The organism is Sutcliffiella horikoshii (genome assembly GCF_021991925.1).
Classification (GTDB): Bacteria; Bacillota; Bacilli; order Bacillales; family Bacillaceae_I; genus Sutcliffiella_A; species Sutcliffiella_A horikoshii_F.
The window spans coordinates 356080-381990 of record NZ_RXZI01000003.1 but is presented as its reverse complement, the minus strand read 5'-3'; the positions used below and the strand labels follow the sequence as shown (position 1 = coordinate 381990).

The 25911-nt window shown below is 44.0% G+C and carries 23 protein-coding genes and 1 other annotated feature; of the genes, 3 read left to right on the top strand and 20 right to left on the bottom strand.

From position 1 onward, the window contains the following. Nucleotide 1: 1 nt before the first annotated feature. Both hisS and EKQ44_RS11405 read right to left on the bottom strand, forming a co-directional pair. The gene (gene hisS, locus EKQ44_RS11410; protein ID WP_237663688.1) at nucleotides 2-1282 is read right to left on the bottom strand and encodes a histidine--tRNA ligase; all 1281 of its coding nucleotides are present in this window, start codon (nucleotides 1280-1282) and stop codon (nucleotides 2-4) included. A 156-nt stretch (nucleotides 1283-1438) separates the two neighbouring features. Further along, nucleotides 1439-1742: a binding site (T-box leader), on the bottom strand. Nucleotides 1743-1823: 81 nt separating this feature from the next. Then, complete coding sequence (locus tag EKQ44_RS11405; protein WP_237663687.1) at nucleotides 1824-2000, bottom strand: RNA polymerase subunit sigma-70; 177 nt, start codon at nucleotides 1998-2000, stop codon at nucleotides 1824-1826. Nucleotides 2001-2133: 133 nt separating this feature from the next. On the opposite strand from EKQ44_RS11405, the gene EKQ44_RS11400 reads away from it, so the two are divergent. Next, nucleotides 2134-3909, top strand: coding sequence for an SH3 domain-containing protein (locus tag EKQ44_RS11400; RefSeq protein WP_237663686.1), 1776 nt, complete (start codon nucleotides 2134-2136; stop codon nucleotides 3907-3909). A 488-nt stretch (nucleotides 3910-4397) separates the two neighbouring features. On the opposite strand, the gene dtd is transcribed toward EKQ44_RS11400, so the two are convergent. The 8 genes from dtd to EKQ44_RS11360 form a co-directional block, all read right to left on the bottom strand. Next, entirely contained in the window at nucleotides 4398-4838 is a 441-nt protein-coding gene (gene dtd, locus EKQ44_RS11395) for a D-aminoacyl-tRNA deacylase (RefSeq protein WP_237663685.1), read from the bottom strand. 15 nt (nucleotides 4839-4853) lie between these two features. Next, a complete protein-coding gene (locus tag EKQ44_RS11390) occupies nucleotides 4854-7052 on the bottom strand; it encodes a RelA/SpoT family protein (protein ID WP_237663684.1) in 2199 nt (732 codons plus the stop codon). Nucleotides 7053-7504: 452 nt separating this feature from the next. Continuing rightward, nucleotides 7505-8017, bottom strand: a complete 513-nt coding sequence (locus tag EKQ44_RS11385) for an adenine phosphoribosyltransferase (protein WP_060665151.1) — start codon at nucleotides 8015-8017, stop codon at nucleotides 7505-7507. Between the two features lie 14 nt (nucleotides 8018-8031). Next, on the bottom strand, nucleotides 8032-10377 hold the full coding sequence (recJ, locus tag EKQ44_RS11380; RefSeq protein ID WP_237663683.1) for a single-stranded-DNA-specific exonuclease RecJ: 2346 nt from the start codon (nucleotides 10375-10377) through the stop codon (nucleotides 8032-8034). Between the two features lie 482 nt (nucleotides 10378-10859). Continuing rightward, entirely contained in the window at nucleotides 10860-11180 is a 321-nt protein-coding gene (locus tag EKQ44_RS11375; protein ID WP_237663682.1) for a LapA family protein, read from the bottom strand. A 23-nt stretch (nucleotides 11181-11203) separates the two neighbouring features. Beyond that, nucleotides 11204-12094, bottom strand: coding sequence for a cation diffusion facilitator family transporter (locus EKQ44_RS11370; protein WP_237663681.1), 891 nt, complete (start codon nucleotides 12092-12094; stop codon nucleotides 11204-11206). 110 nt (nucleotides 12095-12204) lie between these two features. Further along, entirely contained in the window at nucleotides 12205-14460 is a 2256-nt protein-coding gene (secDF, locus tag EKQ44_RS11365) for a protein translocase subunit SecDF (protein ID WP_237663680.1), read from the bottom strand. A 187-nt stretch (nucleotides 14461-14647) separates the two neighbouring features. Beyond that, entirely contained in the window at nucleotides 14648-14932 is a 285-nt protein-coding gene (locus EKQ44_RS11360) for a post-transcriptional regulator (RefSeq protein WP_237663679.1), read from the bottom strand. Nucleotides 14933-15097: 165 nt separating this feature from the next. Between EKQ44_RS11360 and spoVB the strand changes: the two genes are divergently transcribed. Then, the gene (gene spoVB / locus EKQ44_RS11355; protein ID WP_237663678.1) at nucleotides 15098-16654 is read left to right on the top strand and encodes a stage V sporulation protein B; all 1557 of its coding nucleotides are present in this window, start codon (nucleotides 15098-15100) and stop codon (nucleotides 16652-16654) included. A gap of 491 nt (nucleotides 16655-17145) precedes the next feature. Here the strand turns inward: spoVB and EKQ44_RS11350 are convergent, their stop codons facing one another. Next, on the bottom strand, nucleotides 17146-17826 hold the full coding sequence (locus EKQ44_RS11350; protein WP_237663838.1) for a DUF421 domain-containing protein: 681 nt from the start codon (nucleotides 17824-17826) through the stop codon (nucleotides 17146-17148). Between the two features lie 203 nt (nucleotides 17827-18029). On the opposite strand from EKQ44_RS11350, the gene EKQ44_RS11345 reads away from it, so the two are divergent. Further along, complete coding sequence (locus tag EKQ44_RS11345) at nucleotides 18030-18419, top strand: TIGR04086 family membrane protein (RefSeq protein WP_237663677.1); 390 nt, start codon at nucleotides 18030-18032, stop codon at nucleotides 18417-18419. A 60-nt stretch (nucleotides 18420-18479) separates the two neighbouring features. Here EKQ44_RS11345 and yajC read toward each other — a convergent pair whose 3' ends face one another. The 9 genes from yajC to nadE all read right to left on the bottom strand — a co-directional run bounded on the left by yajC (nucleotide 18480) and on the right by nadE (nucleotide 25891). Next, complete coding sequence (gene yajC / locus EKQ44_RS11340; RefSeq protein ID WP_237663676.1) at nucleotides 18480-18743, bottom strand: preprotein translocase subunit YajC; 264 nt, start codon at nucleotides 18741-18743, stop codon at nucleotides 18480-18482. Between the two features lie 44 nt (nucleotides 18744-18787). Beyond that, nucleotides 18788-19927 carry a tRNA guanosine(34) transglycosylase Tgt gene (tgt, locus tag EKQ44_RS11335; protein ID WP_010195974.1) on the bottom strand — a complete coding sequence of 380 codons (1140 nt, stop codon included), beginning with the start codon at nucleotides 19925-19927 and terminating at the stop codon, nucleotides 18788-18790. 197 nt (nucleotides 19928-20124) lie between these two features. Then, nucleotides 20125-21153: a tRNA preQ1(34) S-adenosylmethionine ribosyltransferase-isomerase QueA gene (queA, locus tag EKQ44_RS11330; protein ID WP_237663675.1), complete on the bottom strand. Its 1029-nt coding sequence runs from the start codon at nucleotides 21151-21153 to the stop codon at nucleotides 20125-20127. A gap of 240 nt (nucleotides 21154-21393) precedes the next feature. After that, complete coding sequence (locus EKQ44_RS11325) at nucleotides 21394-21594, bottom strand: DUF2905 domain-containing protein (protein WP_237663837.1); 201 nt, start codon at nucleotides 21592-21594, stop codon at nucleotides 21394-21396. After that, complete coding sequence (gene ruvB, locus EKQ44_RS11320) at nucleotides 21591-22592, bottom strand: Holliday junction branch migration DNA helicase RuvB (protein ID WP_237663836.1); 1002 nt, start codon at nucleotides 22590-22592, stop codon at nucleotides 21591-21593. The genes EKQ44_RS11325 and ruvB overlap by 4 nt, the downstream gene beginning before the upstream one ends. Before the next feature lie 214 nt (nucleotides 22593-22806). Continuing rightward, a complete protein-coding gene (gene ruvA / locus EKQ44_RS11315; RefSeq protein WP_237663674.1) occupies nucleotides 22807-23418 on the bottom strand; it encodes a Holliday junction branch migration protein RuvA in 612 nt (203 codons plus the stop codon). A gap of 151 nt (nucleotides 23419-23569) precedes the next feature. Further along, nucleotides 23570-24136, bottom strand: a complete 567-nt coding sequence (locus EKQ44_RS11310) for an intercompartmental signaling factor BofC (protein WP_237663673.1) — start codon at nucleotides 24134-24136, stop codon at nucleotides 23570-23572. 161 nt (nucleotides 24137-24297) lie between these two features. Then, entirely contained in the window at nucleotides 24298-25050 is a 753-nt protein-coding gene (locus EKQ44_RS11305; protein ID WP_237663672.1) for a YhcN/YlaJ family sporulation lipoprotein, read from the bottom strand. Between the two features lie 100 nt (nucleotides 25051-25150). Beyond that, nucleotides 25151-25891: an NAD(+) synthase gene (nadE, locus tag EKQ44_RS11300; protein WP_237663671.1), complete on the bottom strand. Its 741-nt coding sequence runs from the start codon at nucleotides 25889-25891 to the stop codon at nucleotides 25151-25153. Nucleotides 25892-25911: the final 20 nt, after the last annotated feature.

The window sequence follows — 25911 nt, the reverse complement described above, 5'->3', positions numbered from 1 at the left end:
TTTATCTCTCCCTACTTTTCTTTTCTGAGATGAATGCAACTGCTTCTTTGAAAGAAATCTCCTGTTGCTCACCTGTTTCCATTTCTTTTATGGAGACAACGCCTTTATCCAATTCGTCATCCCCAAAGACGATGGTATACTTCGCTTGCAGACGGTCGGCCGCTTTGAATTGCGCTTTAAGTTTTTTGTCCTGATAGTCTTTTTCCGCGACAATTCCTGCTTTTCTTAGATCGAATAGTAGCTTCACTGCCGTTTCCTTCGCTTTGTCACCCAGAGCGACAACATAGCAGTCGATAGAATCTTCAAACGGGAACTTCACATTTTCCGCTTCCATTGCCGAAATGAGGCGTTCGATGCTGAGTGCAAATCCGATACCAGGTGTTTCCGGTCCGCCGATTTCTTGGACCAGTCCATTGTATCGTCCCCCACCACATAGAGTCGTGATGGCACCAAAGCCTTCGGAAGTGCTCATGATTTCAAATGCTGTGTGGTAATAGTAATCAAGTCCGCGCACCAAGTTCGGATCAATCTCATATTGAATGCCTAGTGCTGAAAGATAAGCTACCACTTTATCAAAATAAACCTTGGATTCTTCGTTCAAGTAATCAAGGATGGATGGTGCTGTTGCCATCAATTCATGATCGCGGTCTTTCTTGCAATCAAGGATTCTAAGTGGATTCTTCTCCAGACGTCCCTGGCAATCTCCACAAAATTCGTTGATTCTTGGTTGGAAATGATTGATCAACGCATCCCTGTGTGCTTGTCGGCTTTCCTTGTCACCTAAGCTGTTGATGACCACCTTTAAATTGTTAAGACCTAAGCTTTTGTATAACTCCACTGCTAATGCAATCACTTCTGCATCGATAGACGGATCATTACTTCCAAGTGCCTCTATTCCGAACTGCACGAACTGGCGGAAACGTCCTGCCTGTGGGCGCTCATAACGGAACATCTGTCCGATGTAGTAAAGCTTCGTCGGCTGTGTCGGCGAGCCGAACATTTTGTTGTTTACATAAGAACGCGCCACTGATGCCGTTCCCTCCGGACGAAGTGTCAGGCTTCTGCCACCTCTGTCTTCAAAGGTGTACATCTCTTTCTGTACGACATCCGTCGTATCCCCAACCCCTCTCAAGAACAACTCCGTACTCTCAAAGATCGGCGTCCTAATCTCCTTATAATTATAAAGCTCACAAATCTCCTTCGCCTTCGCCTCAATAAACTGCCACTTCTCCACCGTACCAGGTAAAATATCCTGCGTACCACGCGGTATCTGAATCGCCATTCGCGGTTCCTCCTTTAAAGGGGGTCAGACCCCTTTTCGTTATTTAAAGTGGTAAAGAGGGTCTGACCCCCTCTCCGTTAATACGTTACACCATTAAAGAATTTCTCTTTTATCTTTTATCCATACAAAAAACTCCCGTCCCTTGTTTATTTCTAAACAAGGGACGGGAGTTATAGATCCCGTGGTGCCACCCTAATTGAAGTATAAAGGCATTTCAAAATTGCTTTGTGCCTTCGGTTACTTCCACTCAAGCAGTTAACGCCTGCAACGTCCATCTCCTAGTAAAGCAATTGTGCTGCCTGCAATTAAAACAACTATGCAGCTGACTGGCAATGCTTTTTCAGAGCGGATCCTACGGAGTGTTCATTCATTAGGTCATCAAGGGGAAATGCTTTCAGCCCAGGGCATTTCTTCTCTTTCCATGTGGTTCCCAACTACTGTTCTCCATCATCGGTATCTAGTATTTTAGTCCATTAACGCGACTGTTTGTTATGTAAGATACTTGCTAGTATATATACTTTCAATTCTAGTTGTCAAGGCTTTATTGAATTCGGTTCAATTGTTTTTTTAATGACTTCACATCGCGCATGGTTATCCCGAACTCCGAAGCAAGCTCCATATAGGTGGAATCCTTCTCTTTTTCAATGAAATCATGAAAGCTTACTCCAAAAACATCTCTACTACCATATGCTCGGTTATGTTTATCGCTGAATTTCATCTTTTTACGCTCCTTTTTTGCTACACTAGTATCTATCCTGTCCCTTTTTTGCTTATTTCTTTCAGATTTAGCAGGAATTTTTTTCACATTTGTAGAAAAAGAAAGTTTGAACTTTCTTTAAGGAGGCCGAGTATTGCGTCATAATTTACCTATTTTTCTTACTGCACTATTATTATTTACTACCATCTTTTCCTTTGTGGATGCTTCACCCGCAGAGGCCAATAGGACCGTCGTGGTTGCGACCGACGTATTGAATGTCCGAGAAACCCCCGACGCGGACGGGGTCATCATTTCAAAAGTCCAAAGAGGAGAATCCTATCCAGTTGTGGACAACCAAGGGGAATGGCTGAAGATACAAGTTACTTCAACCAAGGCCGGATGGGTGGCTTCATTCCTTGTAACAGAAAGCAGCCAAGGAGCACGTTCCACCGCTTCAAGGGCGGCAAGTGATGCCACTGTAAAAGTATTGACAGACGATCTGAGGATGAGGTCAGGTCCCGGAACTAATTTTTCCGTGGTCGGCTATCTTCATTCTTCCTCTTCCACTGTCCAATATCTTGAAGAAAATGAAAACTGGGTAAAGGTTCATTTTGACGGTGTGCAAGGATGGGTTGCCAAAGAGTACGTTACCATCCTAGCCAAAAAGAAAGAAGAAACTGCTGAACAGCCTGAGGAGGCAGCGGAAGATGCCAATGGGCAGGTTGCCGTCATTACAACAGACGGCCTGAACATCCGAAGCGAGCCTTCCACCCAAAGTGAGGTGCTTGGGTCGTTATCGAATGGACAACAGGTGGCTGTACTGGCAATTCGAGGAGATTGGTTGAACATTTCTTATGATGGCACCGTGGGCTGGATTCACAGGGATTATGCAACGATTGGGACATCTGGTGCGGGAGGCCAAGGAAGGAACGCACCTAAAACTGGTGCAACCATCAAAGTTTCCGCACTGAATGTGCGGAGCGAACCATCACTCAATGGAAAAGTATTGGAGCAACTTTCGCAAGGAACGGCAGTAACAATTATCAACGAAAAAAATAATTGGTGTGAAATTGAATACGGCAACGGGGAAACTGGCTGGATCGCAGGCTGGTTTCTGGAGCGAAGTGGCGTTTCTAATCCCGCTCCGCCCACAAGCAACGAAGGGACAATCGTAATCGTTGACGATGGCACTAATATTCGAAATGCGCCTTCCACTAATGCCAACGTAGTTTTGCGGGCAAATGAAGGGGAGGAATTTTCAATTGTCGGCGTAGAAGACAACTGGTATAAAATAAAGCTAAAAGATGGCTCAGAAGCATATGTTGCCGGTTGGATTGTCGCCACAAAAGGTAGCACGCCTAATATTGCAAGGGCAGGTGCAGAACAATACCTGTCAAGCAAGGTGATCGTAATTGATCCTGGGCATGGCGGTAGAGATGTTGGGGCAATAGGTGTGCAAGGAACGCTAGAGAAAGATTTAACACTTAGAACCTCCTTGCTGTTGCAGGATAAGTTAAGAGCTGCTGGAGCGACCGTGTACATGACAAGGCAGCACGACACATCCGTCCCACTTCAGGCAAGGCCTCAAATGGCCAATTATCACCGTGCAGATGCTTTTATCAGCGTGCATTACGATAGCATTGACGATAGTAGTGTCACAGGTACCACCACATTCTACTATAGTCATTCCGATAAAACGCTCGCCGACAGTGTGCATTCTTCTCTCATCCAGTTCACCAACCTGCGTGACCGTAACGTTCGCCAGGAGAACTACCTAGTATTGAGAGAAAGCATGCAACCCTCCTTGCTTTTGGAATTAGGTTATATCAGCAACCGAGGAGAGGAATTAACGGTAATCTCCGGGGATTTTCAAGAAAGAGCCTCCACTGCCATCTACCAGGGATTGGCACAATATTTTAGGGGGAACTGATTAAGAGGACCTTTTTGAGGTCCTCTTAGTGAGTAGACAAAGTTCATAAATGATTGAATCTCTAGTTGATCGCAGTGGAAGGAGCGGAGACTCCTGCGGGAGGAAGGGACAGGGAAGACCCCGCAGGGCGTAGCCCGAGGAGGCTTCCGGACCGCCCGTGGAAAGCGAAGCTCCTGCAACGGAGATAAACTTTTTCAATTGGTAACTAACTACAGTCAGAGAGGACCTAATTGAGGTCCTCTTTTTTTGTTAATGGCAAGAGGTTTTATGTTATTGTGATTATTTAATTGGTTATTGTGACTTTTGTGTAGGTTATTGTGACTTTTTCAGAGCTTATTGTAACTTTTCCAGCCATTATTGTGACAATGGTACAATTTGACCACCAGTAAGAGAAGCCCCCTCCCCACACCTACAAACAGCCACACCCCAACCCACAAAAAAAGCCGGCCACACACCTTTAAATAAAGGCATGCAACCAGCTTCACAAATTATTTACTCTCGACAATCAACGTCACCGGTCCATCATTTACAAAATCCACGTCCATCATCGCACCGAACTGGCCGGTTTCCACTTTCACGCCTTTATTGCGCAACGCTTCGTTAAACGCTTCATAGATGGTTTCTGCATGGTCTGGCTTGGCAGCCTCCATAAAGTTGGGACGGCGGCCTTTGCGGCAGTCTCCATATAAGGTGAACTGGGATACGGAAAGGACCTGTCCTTCCACATCCAGCAAGGACAGATTCATTTTGTCCTGATCATCCTCAAAAATACGCAGGTTGGCCACCTTTTCGGCAACATAGGCTGCATCTTCATGGGAATCCTCATGTGTAACTCCGACTAGAAGCATCAATCCATGATCGATTTTCCCGACGACCTCACCTTCGACACGAACTTCGGCTCTTTTCGCTCTCTGTAAAACCACTCTCATATCAATAAACCTCTCTTACTGCATTATTCGACGGACCGCATATATATCGGAGATCTGTTTGATCCGATCTACCACTTTTTGAAGATGGTTGATATTATGAATGGCAATGGCCATATGGATGGTCGCCATCTTGTTTCGGTCCGAACGGCCTGACACCGCGGTAATATCGGTCTTTGTCTCATTTACAGCCTGTAGCACCTCATTCAATAATCCGCGGCGGTCGTAACCTGTAATTTCAATTTCTACGTTGTATTCGCGATTATCTTTAACATCACTTTCCCAGTCTACATCAATGAGGCGGTCGTTTGTCCCCTCTGCTTCCACGTTTGCACAGTCGGCACGATGGACGGAAACGCCACGGCCTCTTGTGATGAAGCCAACGATGTCATCTCCAGGAACAGGATTACAGCACTTGGAAAGTCGGACAAGCAAGCTGTCGATCCCTTGAACGACGACACCTGCGTCTTTTCTCTTCTTTACCGGCGCTGTTTTCTTCTTCTCGGCATTTTCGGTAATATCTGTTATTTGTTGTTCCTTGTCACGCTGACGTCTCTGTTTTTCTGTCAGACGGTTTGCTACTTGAAGAGCGGTGATTCCGTTATACCCTACTGCAGCAAACATGTCTTCCGCTGACATGAAGTTGAATTTTTCCGAAACGCGGTTGATGTTTTCGGCATTCAGGATTTCCTTCAGATCAAAGTCCATTCCTTTGATTTCTTTTTCAACTAGATCGCGGCCCTTTTCCACATTTTCTTCACGGCGTTGCTTTTTGAAGAACTGTCGGATCCTGTTTTTCGCTTGGGAAGTCTGTGCAAGCTTCAACCAGTCCTGACTCGGTCCATAAGAATGCTTGGACGTCAGGATTTCGATGATGTCCCCTGTTTTTAATTTATAATCCAGGGTCACCATTTTACCGTTCACTTTCGCACCAATTGTTTTATTCCCGATTTCCGAATGGATACGGTAGGAAAAGTCGATTGGTACAGATCCGGAAGGAAGTTCGATGACATCCCCTTTAGGTGTAAATACAAAAACCATATCGGAGAATAGATCAATTTTCAGGGATTCCATGAATTCTTCCGCATTGGTTGCGTCATTCTGCCACTCCAAGATTTCACGGAACCATGTCAACTTCTCTTCGAAGGAAGCACGGTCATCAGCTTCTTTGTCTTCCTTGTACGCCCAGTGCGCAGCAATCCCGTACTCTGCGATCTGGTGCATATCGCTTGTGCGGATCTGCACTTCTAACGGGTCTCCCTTTGGTCCGATCACAGTTGTATGCAGGGACTGATACATATTAGGCTTTGGCATGGCAATATAATCTTTGAAGCGGCCAGGCATCGGTTTCCAACATGTATGAATGATTCCAAGAACCGCATAACAGTCTTTGATACTGTTAACAATGATGCGCACGGCTAATAAATCGTAAATTTCGCTAAACTGTTTGTTTTGTTTAGCCATTTTACGATAGATGCTATAAATGTGCTTTGGACGTCCGGACAGCTCCGCAGTGATTTCAACTTCTTCCAGACGGTCGTTCACTTCATTCATCACTTCTGAAATATATTGCTCACGTTCAGCACGTTTGCGTTTCATCAGGTTGACGATACGGTAATATTGCTGTGGGTTTAAATAGCGTAAAGCAGTATCCTCAAGCTCCCACTTTATTTTACTGATACCCAAACGGTGGGCAAGTGGCGCAAATATTTCAAGGGTTTCGTTAGAGATACGGCGTTGCTTTTCTTGTGGAAGATGCTTTAAGGTCCTCATATTATGAAGACGGTCAGCGAGCTTGATCAAAATGACACGGATATCTTGGGCCATTGCCACAAACATTTTACGGTGATTTTCTGCTTGTTGTTCCTCTTGGGACTTATACTTAATTTTCCCGAGCTTTGTTACACCGTCCACAAGCATTGCCACTTCCGCATTGAAGGCTTCCTTGATCTCCTCAAGAGAAACAGATGTATCCTCTACAACATCATGAAGAAACCCAGCCGCAATGGTGGATGGATCTAGATCAAGGTCCACAAGGATTCCTGCGACCTGTATGGGATGTATGATATAAGGCTCACCGGATTTTCGATACTGTTCTGCATGAGCGTTTTTGGCAAACTCATATGCTCTTTCCAAAAAGGCGATGTCCTCACCCTTTAAATAGCGCCTCGCATTATCAATCACCTGGTCTGCAGTTAATACTTGCTCATTTGCCATATTTCTACTCACCTTTTTGACTTCTTTTATTTGAAAAAACTATTAAAAAGCGCACGCGCTATGGTAGTCTTGTTAATTTTATCATTATGGTCAAGATTCTTTCGTTCTTTACTTGGATAGAACGAAAAAGTATATTGTTATTATTATCGTGAAATTTTACGTAGATGTAAAGAGATTATGAGGGAAAAATAAAGATTTGTCGACAGATTTTTCAGGAATTAGTGTAAAAAAAATACTTTTCTAAAAATAGAAGCCTTTTTACCTATTATAACATCATATTGATTCTACCTAAAAACAGTACTGGGTAATTTACATCATATATAAAGACTGTATACGTAAACTGGGTTGCTTTTTCGACTTTTCACTAGAGAAAAGCAACAATCTTTAAGAAAAGAGACTATATACAAAAGAACTAGAGCAATCACGTTGCTCTAGTTCTTTTCATTACTACCTTAGTACTTCATCAATGTCAGGATATCAAATCCGTCCAGCTTGTCACGGCCATCCAGGTAGGATAACTCAATGAGGAAGGCAATTCCTGCAACCACTCCTCCAAGCTCTTCTACAAGCTTGATTGTCGCTTCAATCGTTCCGCCTGTCGCAAGAAGGTCGTCTGTGATCAATACACGTTGTCCTGGCTTGATTGCATCCTTATGGATGGTCAGTACATCTTTTCCGTACTCCAATCCGTATTCCACACGTGCTACTTCACGTGGAAGTTTTCCTTCTTTACGAACCGGCGCAAAACCAACTCCAAGAGAATACGCAACCGGACAACCGATGATAAATCCACGCGCTTCCGGTCCAACAATTAAATCTACTTCTTTATCACGAGCATATTCAACGATTTGGTCTGTTGCATAACGGTATGCGTCTCCATTATCCATCAACGTTGTAATATCCTTGAACTGAATTCCAGGTTTTGGCCAATCAGGAACGATTGTTACGAATTTCTTTAAATCCATCTTCTATTTTCCTCCTATGAATGAACAGTGCATTGCTTGGTTAGATGCTGATCAAACCACGCTTTTAATTGTTTATATGATGAATATAAAAACAAGTTTTCAAGCATCACTTGCTGTTGCTTTTTACGATAAGTGGGAGACTCTTCAAAGTCTCGTTTTTTCGCTGCATGGTTTAATGCGATAAAACCCTTGTCTATTGTAACAAATTCTAAGTCAAAAAACACCTGCGATATAAAATCTACCGTTTCTTTTGACCATCCACGGTGTTTGGCGATATCTTCAGCATGCTTGTTTAAATCAAACGACCCTTTTTTGGATAATAGGGCATAGAACCATTTGAAGTGCTCCCTTGTTGGGATGGTAGAGAAAAAATGATTCTCTTTTTGATAGAATGAGGCATAGATTCTCTCTGGTGCGGCTTTCTCCAACAGACTGGAAAGCCATGCTTCCTCAGCCGGGATATCTAAAATGACTACGAATTTCCCTGTTATATCCGGTGTGGCATCCCCATTTATATGGGTGGCAAACGGACGCAGTTCCGCTTGGAGCATCACGTCATCCAACGTTCTTTCATTGAAATATAGGATGTGAAGTTTCTCTTTATCTATACCTGCTAATGTCTGGTTAAGCTGTTTAATAGAACGGATATCAAATAGCTGCCAATCTGTCACTCTGATATCTTTCAGAAAAAGTTGCGGCTTGCGGAAATTATTCCATTCATTGATGGAAAGCTCCCCGAGCACATCAAGCGATGCTCCCGGTGAGACGTGATGGTAAATTTCCCCGAACCCGAATCCCACACAATCAAGGGCGCTTCCTTCCTGTTCAATGACAAGCTTCAAGTGATTGCTTTTATTTCCAATCTGACGGATCTGCTGTGGAAGCACACCTTTGACAAGCACTTTTGGTTTGGGGTTGGACACACCAAATGGAGCAAGCATCTCTAGCTGCTCAATCGTTTCCAATGTTACCTCGTCCACTCTGCACTCCATGTCCACTTCAGAAATTGGAATATAATCCTCTTCGGATAAAATTTCAGATGCCTTTTTATTCATTCTTTGTCTTAGCTCTTGCACATCTTCCATTTTCAACGTCATACCGGCTGCCATCGGGTGACCGCCAAAGTGTGGAAGGATATCCCTACACTCTGAAAGGTTCTCAAAAAGATCAAAGCCTACAATCGAACGTGCCGATCCCTTTGCCAGTCCTTTTTCCTCGTCAAGGCTCAGTACGATGGTCGGCCTATAGAATCGGTCGACAAGGCGTGATGCCACAATTCCGATAACTCCGGCATTCCAATCATGGCCTTCTACGATGATGAAGCTGTTTTCGTGGGGTGGGTATTTTTCTTCCACCTGTCGAATTGCTTCTTCCGTAATACCGGTCACTATTTGCTGCCTTTCTTTGTTGTAGCTTTCCATTTCTTCTGCAAGCATTTTGGCTTCTTCTGCATCGTCCGTCATCAGCAAATGTACAGCTGGATCTGCATTATCCAGTCGCCCTACCGCATTGATTCTCGGCCCGATGGAAAATCCTACCGTCTCTTCCGTTACCGTATGCAACTCGACGCCGCACTTTTGAAGTAGTGCCTTCAGTCCGACTCTGGTGGTCTGTTGCATCTTTTTAATTCCTTTAGACGCGAGCAGTCTGTTCTCCCCCACTAATGGGACCAAGTCTGCAATGGTTCCAATTGCAGCCACATCCAGGAGGTGTTCTGGGTTTTTCCCAAGCAAAGCATGTGCAACTTTATAGGCAACACCAACACCAGCCAGGTCATCAAATGGATAGGAACAGGTCTCTTTCTTAGGATGAATAATCGCATAAGCACTTGGCAATTCCGGGCCAGGCTCGTGGTGATCAGTGATGATCAAGTCGATGCCTAGTTCTTTTGCCACTTCTGCTTCATGAAGGGCAGAGATACCTGTGTCGACAGTAATGATAACAGAATATCCGTTTTCTTTTGCTTGTTTAAAGGCCTTTTCATTTGGCCCATAGCCTTCTGTAAAGCGGTTCGGGATATAAAAACCAACAAGTGCCCCAACTTCACGGAGGGCAGTCACCATAACGGTGGTGCTACTGACTCCATCTGCATCATAGTCGCCGAACACAAGGATCTTCTCTTCCTTTGCGATCGCCTGATTTACTCGCTCCACAAGCTTTTCCATATCCTCCATTAAAAAAGGATCATGGAATTCTTGTTCATTTGTATATAAAAATTCTCTTGCTGTATCAATTGTGTCAAATCCTCTGTTTATCAAAAGAGAAGCAATAAGAGGGGCAATATCCAATGAAGCTGCTAACTGTTCAACATGTTCACTATTTGACTCATTTACATTCCATCTAGATTTAGAAGCTAACAAACTAATTCCTCCCTTAGCCTAACTAATTATACAAGAGAGTGAAAGTAGCTTCAATAACCCCAGGTAAACCAAAGGAACCTACATCGATGATAATTTCACTTATTTCTGTGTCACTAATGCTAGAGGAGGGGATGGGGGGGACCGTAGATGCAATTATTAACAGTGTCCGAAGATTTGCTGAACTTGTCCGAAGTTTCTTGAAAGTTGACCGAAGATTTCGCATTCTTATCTGAAGTTTTTAAAAAGTTGTCCTCAAAAATTCAAATGTCCGAACCCACTACCTTCTCTGTCCGAACGATCACATCCAACTGTCCGAAGATGGAAAATAAATGTCCGAACCATATTTTCTCAGCATAAATAGGTATTTTTTTTAAATATTGATGCGATTCACCAGTAGTATCCAACCTAGGTTCCCTATGCCAAATATCCCAAATGCACTCACCGCTTTGGTCTGCAACCGCACAAAAAAAACACAGGCCCCATTATCGCGACCTGCGTCTCTTACCAACCGTTTCTACCGTATTTTCTTTGTCTGCGTCCAGCTTAGAAGCTACAGGAGTTGCTACCGTTGCCTCCGTTTCCTTTTGCTGCAGCCTCCGCTTCACCATGATCACCTGGTAGATCCCAATGGATCCTGCAATCACGATTCCCATCAGCGTGGAAAATAAAATCACGAGTACCAATGGCCATTCGGCGGTACCAAAAAGGAAATTCACTTCAACGGGAGCTACATTCAGCACGGCGAAAATGGCCACCACAATGGTGAACAACACCCCTGCCAATAAATACCATTGAGTTTTCATATTCATCCCCCCTCTACTTCTTACTATTCAGAGTATGGATTGATGTGCACGAAAACATCCTGCACCTCTTTGTTTTCCATCAGCTTGGCCTTTACCTGTTTGCCTATCAGATGGCCATCTTCCACTGTAATATAAGGGTCCACAGATATTTTCAAATCGATGATGACATAGTGGCCATGCTCCCTTGCGTGCAGGCTGTCAAGCTTCATTACACCAGGTACCGTTACGACAACATCACGGAACTCCTCTGTATCCTCTTCATGCATGACATGATCCATCGTGTTATGAATGGATTCAGAACCCAGCTGCCAAGAAATTTTGATAATCAGGAGCGCAACGACGATTCCCGCGACCGGGTCAAGATAGACAAGCCAGTCTACTCCAATATAACCGCCAAGTACCGCTCCGGCGATCCCTATTAAAGCCGCGATGGAAGAAAATACATCTGAACGATGCTCATACGCATTGACGATTATCGCATCACTCTTAATTCTTTTTCCCAAATTATACTTATATCGAAACATCGCCTCTTTGACAATGATGGAAATGACGACGGCATAGATCGCTAGCGCTTTGGGCGCTTCAATCGGTTCAAAGAAGGCCTGGAACGAAGATTTTCCAATTTCAAACCCTACAATGAGCAAAAGCACCGCAACGATGATTGCGGCAATATTTTCAGCCTTCCCATGACCATATGGATGATCCTCATCAGGAGGTTGTTTTGCCGCTTTGAGCCCTATGTATACAGCCATTGACCCTGCAACATCGGAAGCGGAATGCACAGCGTCCGCAACAAGCGCGCGACTGTTGGCCACCACCCCGACCCACCCTTTCAATATAGCCAAAATGATGTTTCCCACCACACCTATCAATGCGGCAAATTCAGCTTTTTTAAAACGTTCATTATGGTCCATACCGCACACCTCTTTCTAATCTCTTCTTCTATTGTACCCGAACGGAAGCAGAATCCCCGAAAAAAATAAAAAAACGTCGCAAAGCAACCATATGCTCTGCGACGTACTATTTATACCTCAGGTTCCGGATCTTCCACCGGTGCCTTTTTAGGTTTACTTAACTGCTTATGTTTCCAAATCAACCATAACTGTGCTGCGATGAACAAGGAAGAGTACGTACCAACGACTAATCCCACCAACAACGCGACAGAGAAGTTTGTGATTGATTCACTTCCGAAAATCAACAAGGCGATAACGGCAATCATGACCGTTCCGACCGTATTGATAGAACGGACAAAAGTTTGCTGTAAGCTTCTGTTCACCACTTCAGCCAGGTCTTCAAAGGTTTTGACACGCTTTTTACGCTTCAGATTTTCACGTATCCTGTCAAAGGTGACGATCGTATCATTTATCGAGTACCCGACAATGGTCAAGACGGCGGCAATGAAGGTAATATCAACCTCCAAGCGAACGAGGCTGAAAAACGCAATGATAAAGAAAGCATCATGGAACAGTGCGACAATGGCCGCTAATGCAAAGAGCCATTCAAAGCGGATCGTCACATAAATGATTATTCCGATAGCCGCGATTAAAACCGCAAAGAATGCGTTTCTGGCGAGCTCCTGTCCTACGGTAGGAGATACCGTGCTGACACTTGGTTCAGATCCATATTTTCCTTCAATAAATTGCTTGATTTCCGCAATTTCCGTTTGCGTGAAATCATCCACATAACGGGCAACCGCTATTTCATTATTCGTGCCAGCTAAGACAACATCCTTTGGCTCATAGTCAATGGAGGCAAGCTCTTCTGTAATTTCTTCAGCTGTCAAACGGCTGTCACTCATGATTTCCACACGCGTCCCACTTGCAAAATCAATACCCAGGTTCAAACGGAAAGCTGCAAGAAGAATAATTCCGACTACAATCATTGCTCCTGAGAACAGGAAGAACTTTTTGCGATGCTTTACAAAGTCCCAATTAGAGAAACGGTTTGGTGGCTCCGTGTTCTCATCTGTCTTGTTGATATCCAGCATTTCCTCTTTTTTCACACCAAAAAGATGAGGCTTATTATTCATAAACCTACTGCTTACCCATAGGCCGAGCAATAATCTTGTACCAAGGACCGCCGTAAGGAAGCTCAACAAGATACTCACAATCAACATGGTAGCAAATCCTTGAACAGAACTTGTTCCATAGACAAACATGACACCTGCTGCAAGCAACGTTGTAATGTTCGCATCCAAAATGGTAGACAACGAGTTGCGGTTTCCTGCACGGAACGCAGACATCGCCGACCTGCCAAGCTTTAATTCCTCTTTGATCCGTTCATATGTGATGATATTGGCATCTACCGCCATCCCCACCCCTAAAATCAGGGCAGCAATTCCCGGAAGGGTAAGGACACCATTCATCAACTCAAATACTAATAGGATTAAGAAGATATAAGCACTTAATGTCAGCACAGCTACCAAACCAGGTAAACGGTATGCTACAAGCATGAACAGAAGGATGGCACTAATACCGATCATCCCAGCAAAAACCGTTTTCTGAAGCGCTGTTTCCCCGAATTTTGCTCCTACAGATGTAGAGTAGATCTCTTCCAATTCTACAGGAAGGGAACCGGCATTAAGCAACTCGGCAAGCTCCTTTGCCTCTTCAATGGTAAAGTTACCGGTAATCTGTACATTCGTATCATTGAAAACGCGATCTACACCTGCAGCTGAAAGGTATTTTGGATCAGCCTTCCCTGCTTCTGCTTCATAGGAATCCACGCCTTCTTCAAAATCCAGCCAAATAACCATCAGGTTACGACCGGTACCAATACCCATGTCACGGACTTGACGCGTTACTTCGGCAAATTCAGAAGCGTCTTTCAATGTGAGCGCCACACTTGGACGGTTATTGGGATCAAACGATTGAGAAGCACCGTTTTCCGCCAAGGAAGAACCATCCATCAACAGATTGTCATCAACGTCCCGGAACGACAGTTTAGCTTCTGTTGATAACAGTTCCCGGGCTTTTGATTGATCATCCACCCCTGCAAGCTGAACGCGGATCCTGTCTTCGCCTTCAATCTGGATATTAGGTTCGCTAACTCCAAGCACATTGACACGTTTATTTAACGCGCTGACGGTGCTTAGTAGAACATCCCTGTTTATTTCACTATTTTCATTGATTGGCTTAACCTCATAAAGAACTTCAAATCCGCCTTGAAGGTCAAGGCCAAGTTTAATGTCTTTTGTAATTGGGTTCGTAAACACTCCTATTGTGCTTCCGATTAAAATAAGAAGTAAAAAGAATGCAACGATCCGTCCTCTTTTGACCATGCGTAAAAAATCCTCCTTCTGCTCTTACAATCGATGAAATGAATTTGTAGTATGGACACCTGGCTAACTTACACGCTTCACATTCCTGTATGTATAATTATGTAAAAATGTTCAATAAAAGCCGTTATCATGCCATCATGTACCATTATGATTCATCCATTAATGCCTGTCAATTTTTGCTGAAAATTTAATCTTTTTGTGATGCAAAGTAGTTTGGTGCCTTATATGCTTCAATCGTGATGTAGCTCATATAATCCGTGATCGATAAACTGTACACATCATTGACCAGCTCAAACAGCCTTTTCGTTTCTGGGCGCTTCCATTTCTTTTTTGTCAAGCACTCCCACAGTTCATCTTCTGATACGGTATCATATCCGAATAACTGAAATTCCTCCAGTTTACTTTGTAGAACTGGCCCCAATTCGTACCGGAAAAGATCATAAGCATGCTGTGCATCGGTTTCCTTCTTCATTGTTCATTGAACCCCCATTCAATTCACTCTCTGATCTAAATTTAAATCGGATAACCATCTTTCGCTATTCCATGCACCTTCATAATACTTGTCATGCTTGGCCTACTCCACTGCATATAGATAATTGTATATGAAATCTCCGTAATTGAGAAGGCAGGGAATCGCATGACTAAGCAAACATTTCTAAAAGGGACATTAATATTGATTGTTGCAGGACTTATAACGCGCGTATTAGGTTTTGTGAATCGAATTGTGGTGGCAAGATTTATCGGGGAAGAAGGCGTGGGACTATATATGATGGCCGTTCCAACCCTTGTCCTGACCATCACCATCACACAGCTTGGGTTACCTGTTGCCATTTCTAAATTGGTTGCAGAAGCTGAGGCACAGGGTAATCATCGCAAAATCAAAAAAATACTGGTCGTTTCCCTGGCAACAACCGGAGCACTCAGCCTTGTCTTCACTCCCGCCATGATTCTCCTCGCTCCGTATCTGTCCAACCACCTGTTTACAGACCCAAGAACCTATTATCCTTTAATGGCCATAGCACCGGTCGTGCCAATCATTGCCATCTCCTCTGTTTTGCGCGGGTACTTCCAAGGCAGACAGAACATGAAACCATCGGCCATTTCACAGGTCATCGAGCAAGTTGTAAGAATATCACTTGTAGCAGCCTGTACAAAAGCGTTACTGCCATATGGCATCGAATACGCTGCTGCAGGTGCCATGCTATCAGCTGTCGTCGGTGAGCTCATGTCATTACTGTACATGTTATTCGTTTTTAAAAACAAAAAAGCGTTCCGCTTGCGCGCAAAATTCTTTAACTATGTCGGGGAAGGAAAGGAAACCTTCCGGGATTTGATGAGAATCGCGCTGCCTACAACCGGAAGCAGAATGATTGGTTCCATTGCCTGGTTTTTTGAGCCGATCGTCGTCGCACAAAGCTTGGCGATCGCAGGTGTCGCAACCGCCATGGCCACCAAGCAATACGGGGAACTGGTAGGCTTTGCCCTGCCGCTCATGATGTTACCATCCTTTATTACTTATTCCTTATCCACCGCCCTTGTTCCTGCCATAAGTGAAGCGGCTGCCAAAAAAAATAGCATCCTGATTGAGCATCGCCTACAGCAAGCACTGAGACTTTCCTTTGTAACAGGTGGTCTTGCAGTCGTCCTCCTTTTTGTTTATGCGGAGCCCATCATGCTACTGATGTATGGCAGCAGCAAAGCAGCCATCTATATTAAAGTGATGGCACCATTCTTTTTGTTCTATTACTTCCAGGGGCCTCTCCAGGCAACCCTTCAGGCACTCGATCTTGCAAAGGCAGCCATGATCAACAGTTTTATCGGTGCAGCAGTAAAAACGGCGGTCATCTTCATTCTGGCGAGTAAACCCACATTTGGAATCATGGGGGCAGCGCTCGGAATCGTCATCGGCATGATGCTCGTTACCTTATTGCATATGGCAACCATCATGAAAGTCCTTTCCTACTCGCTTTATATACGGGATTATGTGAAGAGCTTTATTACGATGGGTGTGTGTGTGGTATTTGGTTTGTGGATGCACGACCACCTCTGGCTCACTCTTGGAGTTGGGCAACGGAGCGGGTTGATGATTTTATTGACCTGCCTATTGTATATGGTGTTATTGTTGATTTTCGGTCTAGTTAAAAGAGAGGAGCTCGCCAGGTTGCCATTTTTGAAGAAATGGCTGGCGAGGTGATTAGGAGATATTTGAGGAATCCGGCTTTTGGGCAGGGTTCTTTTTTATTGGCTATTTTTGTAAACCTTTTTGGTATGTACGTATTTTTGTGGTAACCGTTATTTTCTTGCTTTCGTGCTCTTTTCTCCATTACTGAATATGCTACGTGCAGATTTTGAGGAAGTACGCAGTAACTAATTATTAGCAACAATCTTAGAGAAAAGAGCCTTTTTATAGCTGGTCCATAAGGGTGGGTATCTCCTTGGACTTAAGGGCGAGTCTGATTTGGGAGACTTTAGGCATTTTCAGCGTTCGCCCGATTGCACTCTGCTATCGCCCGTAATGTTGAATTTTCGCCCGTAAAAACTAATAATCGCCCGATTTCTCTGATTTCCGCCCGTATTTTTGAAAAATCGCCCGTAAAATTGAATTTCCGCCCGATTACAAAAGGAGTATCAAATTCAAAAAGCGGATACCTTCCGCTCTTTTAAGTGACCTCCACCTCCCCCCCGCTATTCATCCTTCAAGTCAATGAAAAACACACCTTTATCATAGCTACAAAAAGAAATATTTTTAAAATCTTTATATCCAAGCGATCTTAATTGCTGCCTTAGCCAAAGGTTGGTTTTGTTCATCTGCTTGAGATGTTCCTCTTGTATGATTCCATCCATTATGAGTGGAAGGTTTAAAGTACCTTCTTCCTCCTGTTGTCCTTCGGTGGACGTTTCTTCCTCTTCTTTTTTCTTTTTCTCAAATACAGACAGCTTTCCGGAAGGTTCAAGAATGGCAAACTCCACATCTGCCACGTTCTTCACATTTTTATCTCTGAGCTGTACAAGCAGGTCGTCAAAGTTGTAGCGTTGCTTTTTCATCATATTTTCGTCGATTTTTCCATTGTTGATGATCACACTGGGCTTCCCGTCGATGACATCCCTGATTCGTTGATTTTTTAAGGAAACATATGCTAAGAGTATTTGTATTCCCATCAGTAAGAACATTGGCAACACGGAATGACTAAGTTTATCCTTGGGGTTTTCTATAGCCATCACGGCCATTTCGGCAATCATGATGAAGACGACAAGATCCAAAACACTAAGTTCACCTATCTCCCTTTTTCCCATGACACGGAAGATAATAAGGATGACAATATATAGAAATATGGTCCTGGCTATAATCAGCAAGTACTCTTCCATCATCCAACGCCCCCTTACTTTAGTTCCCAAAAATAAACATGATTGTATTTAGTCTTTTACCAGAAATTGAATTTTATGACATGAAGTGTTTACCAAATTAGAAAGTAAAGGTTTGGCTTGAAAAAATATTTATATTCTATTTGTATCAACTCCTGAATATGCTTGTATTACTTAGCATGTACCAAGAAAGGGGAAGAATCCAGATGGAATCAAAACGACTTGGATTGGCCATCATGTATGGTCTGATCACCGTTTTTATGTTCGCGATAGGAATCAGTCTTCTATTTTCATTGCTCTTACGTTTCACCTCTCTGCAGGAAACCAGTGTAGCCTGGATCATTGTGACATTATCTTTTATTACACTTTTCATCGGAGGCTTTGTATCTGGGGGGAAGGGAAAGGAAAAGGGTTGGTTGCTTGGGGGTGCAACTGGTGGGGCGTACACCTTGGTCATCTTCCTTTTTCAGTATTTAGGAAACGACTCCTTATTTACCCTGCACCAATTACTATTCCATCTTGGATTTATTGGGACAGCCGCCCTTGGGGGAATTATCGGGGTGAACCTGAGCGGGGGATATGTGTCCAAAGCATAACTTCATTTACTGCATGAAAAAAGAGCATGGTCCCAAGGGTTTCATGCTCTTACTTTTCCATTAGTCTTGAACTACATCTCTAACCGCTTGGCGATCGTATGTAAGACGAGATCCGTCTCCTGCTTTGATGACGATTTTGTCCTCATCCAATGCATCCACGATACCGTGTAATCCACCGATTGTGACAATCTTGTCCCCTTTTTGCAGGTTAGTCTGCATTTCACGAACTTGCTTTTGACGCTTTTGTTGTGGGCGAATTAACAAGAAGTAGAAAATAGCAAACATTAATACTAAAGGTAAAATAGCACCAGCCATTCCTTCCATGTTGTAACGCCTCCTTTCTCACTAGTCATGTATGGGAAGAGATTTTAGAAGTTTTTCGCATTCGGTTTATTGAATCCATATTTCTCAAAAAACTCTTCTTTGAAGTCCCCCAGACGATCTTCACGGATCGCTTGTCTGACATCCTCCATTAATTTTACCAGAAAATAAAGGTTATGGTAAGTTGTAAGTCTAATTCCCAAAGTTTCGTCACATTTGATTAGGTGACGGATGTAAGCTCTGGAATAATTTGTGCAAGTATAGCAGTCACACTCCGGATCCAACGGTCCAAAGTCACGTGCAAATTTTGCATTTTTCACTACCAGGCGCCCTTCACTAGTCATTAATGTCCCATTTCGGGCAATTCTAGTCGGCAATACGCAGTCAAACATATCAATTCCTCGAATTGCTCCATCAATAAGGGAATCAGGAGACCCAACTCCCATCAAGTAACGTGGTTTATCCGTCGGCAGCCAAGGTGTCGTAAACTCCAGCGTGCGGTTCATCACGTCTTTTGGCTCTCCAACAGAAAGACCACCTACCGCATAGCCAGGGAAGTCCATGGAGACAAGATCCTGTGCACTTAACTTACGTAGGTCCTCATACTCCCCACCCTGAACAATACCGAAAAGGCCTTGGTCTTGAGGACGTTGGTGTGCTTCTAAGCAACGCTCTGCCCAGCGGGAGGTTCTCTCCACTGACTTTTTCATGTATTCATGTGTGGCTGGGTATGGCGGGCACTCGTCAAAAGCCATCATGATGTCCGAGCCAAGGTCGTTCTGGATATGCATCGCTTTTTCTGGTGATAGGAAAAGTTTATCCCCATTCATATGATTCCGGAAGTGGACACCCTCTTCCTCGATTTTCCGAAGGTCGCTCAGGCTGAAGACCTGGAAACCTCCTGAATCTGTCAGGATGGCACGATCCCAGTTCATGAATTTATGAAGTCCACCTGCTTCTTTGACAATCTCGTTACCTGGACGCAGCCATAGGTGGTAGGTGTTGCTCAGGATGATTCCCGCACCCATTGCTTTGACGTCTTCAGGGGACATGGTCTTTACCGTTGCAAGTGTTCCCACCGGCATGAATACGGGAGTCTCAAAGCTTCCGTGTGGCGTGTGGACGATGCCCAGGCGCGCACCTGTTTGTTTACATGTTTTGATTAATTCGTATCTGATTGCTGTCATTGTATTCTCCTTAGGATTTCTATAAAGCATGTTCTTGGTAACTCCTTTAGATTTCCGTTCCGGGTATTCGCTTTCCGCAGGCGGTCCGGAAGCCTCCCCACTTCGTTGCGGGGTCTCAAGATTGTCCCTTCCTCCCGCAGGAATCTCACACCCTGCACTTCCATCTACAGAAGGTCATATTATTCATAAACAGCCTATTACAGTATTAGCATGGCATCGCCGAAACTGAAGAAGCGGTATCTTTGGTTGACTGCTTCTTCGTAGGCGTGCATGACATTTTCACGACCTGCAAGTGCGCTGACAAGCATGATCAAGGTTGATTTTGGCAAATGGAAGTTTGTGATCATACCGTCAATGGCAGCAAACTCATATCCTGGGTATATGAATATGTTTGTCCAACCGCTCGCCTCTTTAAACTTACCATGATCCCTTGCGATGGTTTCAAGCGTCCGTGTAGAGGTGGTCCCCACCGTGATGATTCTTCCCCCATTGCTGCGCACATCATTCAGAAGTCTTGCAGTGCCTTCTGACATCTGGTAAAACTCTGCATGCATATCATGCTCTTCTACAGAATCCACACTAACGGGGCGGAATGTTCCAAGTCCTACGTGAAGGGTAATGAAAGCGGTATGTACCCCTTTATCCTTCAATGCTGCTAGTAGTTCTTCTGTAAAATGCAGACCCGCAGTCGGAGCTGCAGCGGAACCTGTTTCTCTTGCAAAAACAGTCTGATAACGGTCACGGTCCTCTAGTTGTTCCTTGATATAGGGAGGAAGTGGCATTTCACCTAGACTGTCTAATACTTCGTAAAAGATGCCTTCATAACGGAAATCAAGCTTTCTGCCACCATGCTCGCTTTCGCCGGTGCATACTGCAGTCAGCCTTCCGTCACCGAAGGACACCATAGTCCCTTCTTTTACACGTTTGGCAGGCTTGATGAGTGTTTCCCATGTGTCGCCTTCAAGCCGCTTTAATAGGAGCACTTCAATCTTTGCTCCTGTCTCACTTTTCACACCAAAAAGTCTAGCAGGCAAAACCCTAGTATCATTTAAAACAAGGCAATCGCCTTCATGGACATAATCCAATATGGAACGGAAAGTGGGTTCATGTGTAAGTTTTCCTGTTTCCTTGTTCAGAACCATCAGACGTGAGGCTTCTCTTTGTTCAAGTGGGGTTTGTGCTATCAGTTCTTCTGGTAAGTGGAAATCAAATAAATCTATCTTCATACTGTCACCTTTTCTTGTTTGCTTTCTTAGTAACTCGTTAACTCCTGTATCCTTGCGTTCCAGGTGTTTGCTTATCCAGAGGACGGTGCTTGAGCCTCCTCGGCTTCGCCTGCGGGGGCTCAACCTACCGTTATCCCCCGCAGGACAAGGAACGCTGCGACAGCATTACATCGCACGAAGAAAATGCGTTAGCATTTTTGAGGAGTCTCACACCTTGCACTCCAGTCTACAGGTATATCCTTATCTAAAGCGGCCAATAAAATAAAAAATCAAACTGAGTACGATACTGATGATGATGGAGGTCACGATAGGGAAGAAGAATGTCATATTCCCTTTTTTCACAACGATGTCTCCCGGTATCTTGCCGACGACTTGCCAGAGCAATCCTACAATTAAAAGTACCGCTCCGACCACCATCAGCATTTTAGGCAGTTCCATTATTCTTTTGGCACCTCCATATTGAAATGTCGATACACCAGGTCTGTTACAACGCGACCTCTTGGGGTTCGTTGGAGAAATCCGATTTGCAGAAGGTATGGTTCATAAACATCTTCAATGGTGTGGGATTCCTCTCCGATAGTAGCGGCAATGGTATCCACCCCTACAGGTCCCCCTCGGAACTTTTCCATGATTCCCATCAACAATTTATGGTCGATATGGTCGAGTCCAAGTTTATCCACCTGCAAACGGTCCAGCGCTTCTTTTGCAAGGGAGGCACTAATGGTATCTTTTCCTAATACCTGTGCAAAATCCCTGACACGACGTAGAAGACGGTTGGCGATTCGCGGTGTTCCCCTCGCTCTTCTGCTTATTTCTGTTGCCGCATCCTGCTCTAAGCCTATCTCCAGAATCTGGGCGGTCCGTAGGCAAATCTCTGTAAGCTGTGCTTCGTTATAATATTCTAATCTGCTAAGGACGCCAAAGCGATCTCTTAGAGGTGCCGTCAGTAATCCAACCCTTGTGGTGGCACCAACAAGTGTGAAAGGAGGAAGATCCAGACGGACAGATTTTGAGGTTGGGCCTTTTCCTATCACTATATCCAAGCAATAATCCTCCATTGCTGGATAAAGGACCTCCTCTATGGAGCGATGAAGGCGGTGAATTTCATCAATAAACAATACATCTCCAGGTTCAAGGGCAGACAGGATAGCAGCCAGATCACCTGGGCGTTCAATCGCAGGACCTGCAGTCGTGCGAAGTTGCACCCCCATTTCATTGGCGATGATCGCAGCAAGGGTCGTTTTACCGAGTCCTGGCGGGCCATAAAGTAGAACATGATCCAATGTTTCCTGGCGCATTTTCGCCGCTTGGATAAATACTTCCAGGTTTTCTTTCACTTTATCTTGGCCTATGTATTGCTGAAGCGTCTGTGGTCGTAAGCTGTATTCCAAGGAATGCTCTTCTAATGTCGCATCTTGTGATACCATGCGGTCATCCATCATTTGGTTCCCCCTTTCCGGGACAGGATAAATTGTCCCTTATAATAATATACGTTTCTAAAAAAGCGCCGCTGTTGATTTCCACGTCTTTGCTTTCAACGGAATGCTCGCGGAGCCTCCTCAGGTTTTGCCCGGGGTCTCAAGATGGTCGAAATCTCCCCGCTGGAGTCTTCTCCGGTGTACTTCATTCAAAAACATGGTTAACTATTAAAGTCTATTTGAGAAGCAGCTGTAAAGCCTTTTTTACATATTGATCGGTTGATAGATCTTCCTTTTGCAAAGCAGGTACAACTTTCTTGATTTCCCTATCACCATAGCCTAGTACCTTTAAAGCTTCCAATGCTTCATCCAATGCAGTGCTCGTCCCTCCAGGAACGCTGACTTCCACATCAGGCTGAAACAAATCGGGAAAGGCACTTGGTACAAGGTCATTCAATTTGCCTTTCAAGTCAAGAATGATCTGTCTGGCTGTTTTCTTTCCGACACCAGGAAATTTCACCAAGAATTTTTCATCTTCGTTTTCAATAGCATGAACAACTTGTGCCGGCTGTCCGGAAGCTAAAATAGCAAGCGCCCCTTTTGGCCCGATCCCTGTGACATTTAAGAGTTTCATGAACAAGTTTTTATCTTCTCGTGTTTTAAAGCCGTATAGGGCCAATATATCTTCTCTCACATGTTGATATGTATAAATGGTCACTTCTTTATCCGCATCTACTCGGTAAATAAAAGGATTAGGGGTATTAACTTGATAACCCACTCCCATCACTTCCACCACCACATATTCCGGTGACACATAGGCCACAAAACCTTTAATAAAATCAATCAACGTCCAAATACTCCCCTTTTATGTTCAACTTCTATTCTCCATTTTACCATGAATAGAACAAACAATCGGCTCAAAAGAAAAAGATAGCATATTTTAGTATAATTGTTAAGCGTACAACGCTAAAAAACAGACCAGCAGAGTGCCGGTCTGTCTATTGTTTATTGGTGGTATAAGGCTTGAATGTTTCGAGCACCTGTACATAGTCATCCTTGTTTACCACTTTAATTCCGCCTTTTAATTGTTCATGCTGGTGGCTTTCCAGCTTGCCAACATCAATTTGGAAGAAGGATTGAATGATCTTGGATGCTTCTGTGGGCTTCCCTTCATAGATAGTCAGAATGCCTTCCTCAGAAATACCGAAATAGCCATTCGATTTCAAGAGCGGGGAGATATCGTCAATATACTGTTGAAACACCACTTGCTCACTATCAAGATCAATGACTTGCCAATCCTCATATTGAGCCCAGAAATCTTCCATTGCCCAAACAGTTTCATCCAGGATCTCTTCACTTACTTCTCCATCCAGATAGATTCGCTCCAAGACGACTTTAAGTGTCACAGGACCATTTACTTCAAATGCATCCTCCAACACCTCTTCATCTACATATTCATTCTCATCTGCAGCACCTTCAAATGTGGCAAACGTATAAAACAATCCAAACGCGGTTGCAAAAACTGTTACAAGTAAAATCCACTTTTTTAGTATGATGGGTTTCATTGTTACATTGCCCCCTCACATTCTGTTTAGTTTAATTTCTAAGTAATTTGCTAGTCTTATCTTTTTTAGTTTGACCATATTTAGAAATAATAACCATGCATTGTGGATGATTTTTCTAAAATAAAAACAGCCTCCGTCTTACAGAGGCTGCTCAAAAGGGTTTATCTAGTCATCGTCCGTGTAAGCCCACGCATGGTATCATCCAAGTCTCGCAAGTGCCACTCGCCGTCTCTCAAGTCATTATCCACACTTTGGACAGTGTTATAGACACCTTCCTTTGTAGAGATACGTAACTCTTTGTTTTCCACAAGAGGTTTCACAGCACGTTGTACCTCACGCTTTAAATCACTTGTATCTGCATTGTTTTCTGGAATTACTGCTACGATAACATCATCCCCATTGACTAAGGCACGGGCATTTCTCACTCCGTCTACCTGCTCCGCACGCTTAACCAAACGATCGGCTAATCTTCCATCGTAGATATTATAATAAGATGGGTTGCCGACATGATCAATGCCATTCAAGCTTTCGTGATAATTTCTATCTGTACGGCTGAAACGTGGGGTATCATACCCGATGTTCATAAACCCTCTGTTGTCCGTTCTATTTCTTGTTTGTCTGACTCCTTTGTCCTTATTACGTCTTACTCTGTTTTCGTCATAGACAACAGAACGGTCCAAAATTTCATTCAATGGACCATCATTATCTTCCAGAAGGCGGGCATTGCCCCTTTCTTCCGGTTCGCGACGTGTACGGTCATTGTTTACATAAGGATTGTGTTCGCTTGTGTAGTACCCAATAGGTCTGGTTTCTTCATAATACCTATTGTCTGTAGCACTTTCCTTTTGGCCGCATCCCGCTAGACCGCCAAGTAAAAGTGCCGCAGAGGTAACAGTGAATAGTGACTTCCTCAATGTAAAAACCCCCTAACGAGTCAGTTGAGTACAATAGATGTACTCTCCATTAGGGTGACAAGTTCAGGGGGTTTTTATTTTGTTAGTTCTCTCCAACTTCTTAAAATTTTGGAGGACCGTATGCCAATTGACGTTTATGTTCCGTACGTTTATGCATTCTATCAATGATTTGCTTGTCTTTTTCGGGGATTTCTTCCCCCTTAAGGTAGCTGTCAATCATGTTGTAAGTTGTTCCCATTTCGTTTTCATCCGTTTGACCCTCCCAGAGTCCGGCACTTGGTGGTTTATTAATGATGCTATCCGGTACTCCAAGCACTTTTGCCATTTCACGAACTTCGCCTTTGGTGAAATTCACAAGAGGTACTAAGTCCACTCCGCCATCTCCGTATTTTGTAAAATAACCAGTATGCCATTCAGCTGCATTATCCGTTCCAACTACCAGATAACCATAGTTGTTAGCTACTGCATAAAGGGTGGTCATGCGAAGGCGTGCACGCGTATTAGCATCTCCAAGGCGGGATGTTTCCTCGTTCCATTCCCCTTTTTCCTTCAATTGTTTTTCCATGGCGGAAAAAAGGACGGTATGCGTTTCAGAAAGATCGATGGTCGTATGGGATATTCCACAGCTCTCGATTACTTCAAGAGCATATTCTTGGTCTTTAGGGTCACTTTTACACGGCATAATCACACCAAGGGAATCATCAGGGAATGCTCTTTTGATCAGATGTGCGACAACTGCAGAATCAATTCCTCCACTAACACCGACAATTGCTCCATTCAATCCTGATTCCTTCACTTTTTCTTGAATCCATTGTACTAACTTGGCAATTTTTTCTTCCATTACGTTTTCTTCCCTCCATT

Bases quoted from the DNA above. Each gene is read 5' to 3' on its own strand.
- EKQ44_RS11360 (WP_237663679.1), bottom strand. From the start codon at position 14,932: ATGAAGAAGGAAACCGATGCACAGCATGCTTATGATCTTTTCCGGTAC.
- dtd (WP_237663685.1), bottom strand. From the start codon at position 4,838: ATGAGAGTGGTTTTACAGAGAGCGAAAAGAGCCGAAGTTCGTGTCGAA.
- queA (WP_237663675.1), bottom strand. From the start codon at position 21,153: ATGAAGATAGATTTATTTGATTTCCACTTACCAGAAGAACTGATAGCA.
- EKQ44_RS11370 (WP_237663681.1), bottom strand. From the start codon at position 12,094: ATGGACCATAATGAACGTTTTAAAAAAGCTGAATTTGCCGCATTGATA.
- hisS (WP_237663688.1), bottom strand. From the start codon at position 1,282: ATGGCGATTCAGATACCGCGTGGTACGCAGGATATTTTACCTGGTACG.
- EKQ44_RS11345 (WP_237663677.1), top strand. From the start codon at position 18,030: ATGGAATCAAAACGACTTGGATTGGCCATCATGTATGGTCTGATCACC.
- nadE (WP_237663671.1), bottom strand. From the start codon at position 25,891: ATGGAAGAAAAAATTGCCAAGTTAGTACAATGGATTCAAGAAAAAGTG.
- EKQ44_RS11405 (WP_237663687.1), bottom strand. From the start codon at position 2,000: ATGAAATTCAGCGATAAACATAACCGAGCATATGGTAGTAGAGATGTT.
- secDF (WP_237663680.1), bottom strand. From the start codon at position 14,460: ATGGTCAAAAGAGGACGGATCGTTGCATTCTTTTTACTTCTTATTTTA.
- EKQ44_RS11385 (WP_060665151.1), bottom strand. From the start codon at position 8,017: ATGGATTTAAAGAAATTCGTAACAATCGTTCCTGATTGGCCAAAACCT.
- tgt (WP_010195974.1), bottom strand. From the start codon at position 19,927: ATGACAGCAATCAGATACGAATTAATCAAAACATGTAAACAAACAGGT.
- yajC (WP_237663676.1), bottom strand. From the start codon at position 18,743: ATGGAAGGAATGGCTGGTGCTATTTTACCTTTAGTATTAATGTTTGCT.
- EKQ44_RS11390 (WP_237663684.1), bottom strand. From the start codon at position 7,052: ATGGCAAATGAGCAAGTATTAACTGCAGACCAGGTGATTGATAATGCG.
- EKQ44_RS11310 (WP_237663673.1), bottom strand. From the start codon at position 24,136: ATGAAACCCATCATACTAAAAAAGTGGATTTTACTTGTAACAGTTTTT.
- spoVB (WP_237663678.1), top strand. From the start codon at position 15,098: ATGACTAAGCAAACATTTCTAAAAGGGACATTAATATTGATTGTTGCA.
- EKQ44_RS11350 (WP_237663838.1), bottom strand. From the start codon at position 17,826: ATGGAAGAGTACTTGCTGATTATAGCCAGGACCATATTTCTATATATT.
- ruvB (WP_237663836.1), bottom strand. From the start codon at position 22,592: ATGGATGACCGCATGGTATCACAAGATGCGACATTAGAAGAGCATTCC.
- EKQ44_RS11375 (WP_237663682.1), bottom strand. From the start codon at position 11,180: ATGAAAACTCAATGGTATTTATTGGCAGGGGTGTTGTTCACCATTGTG.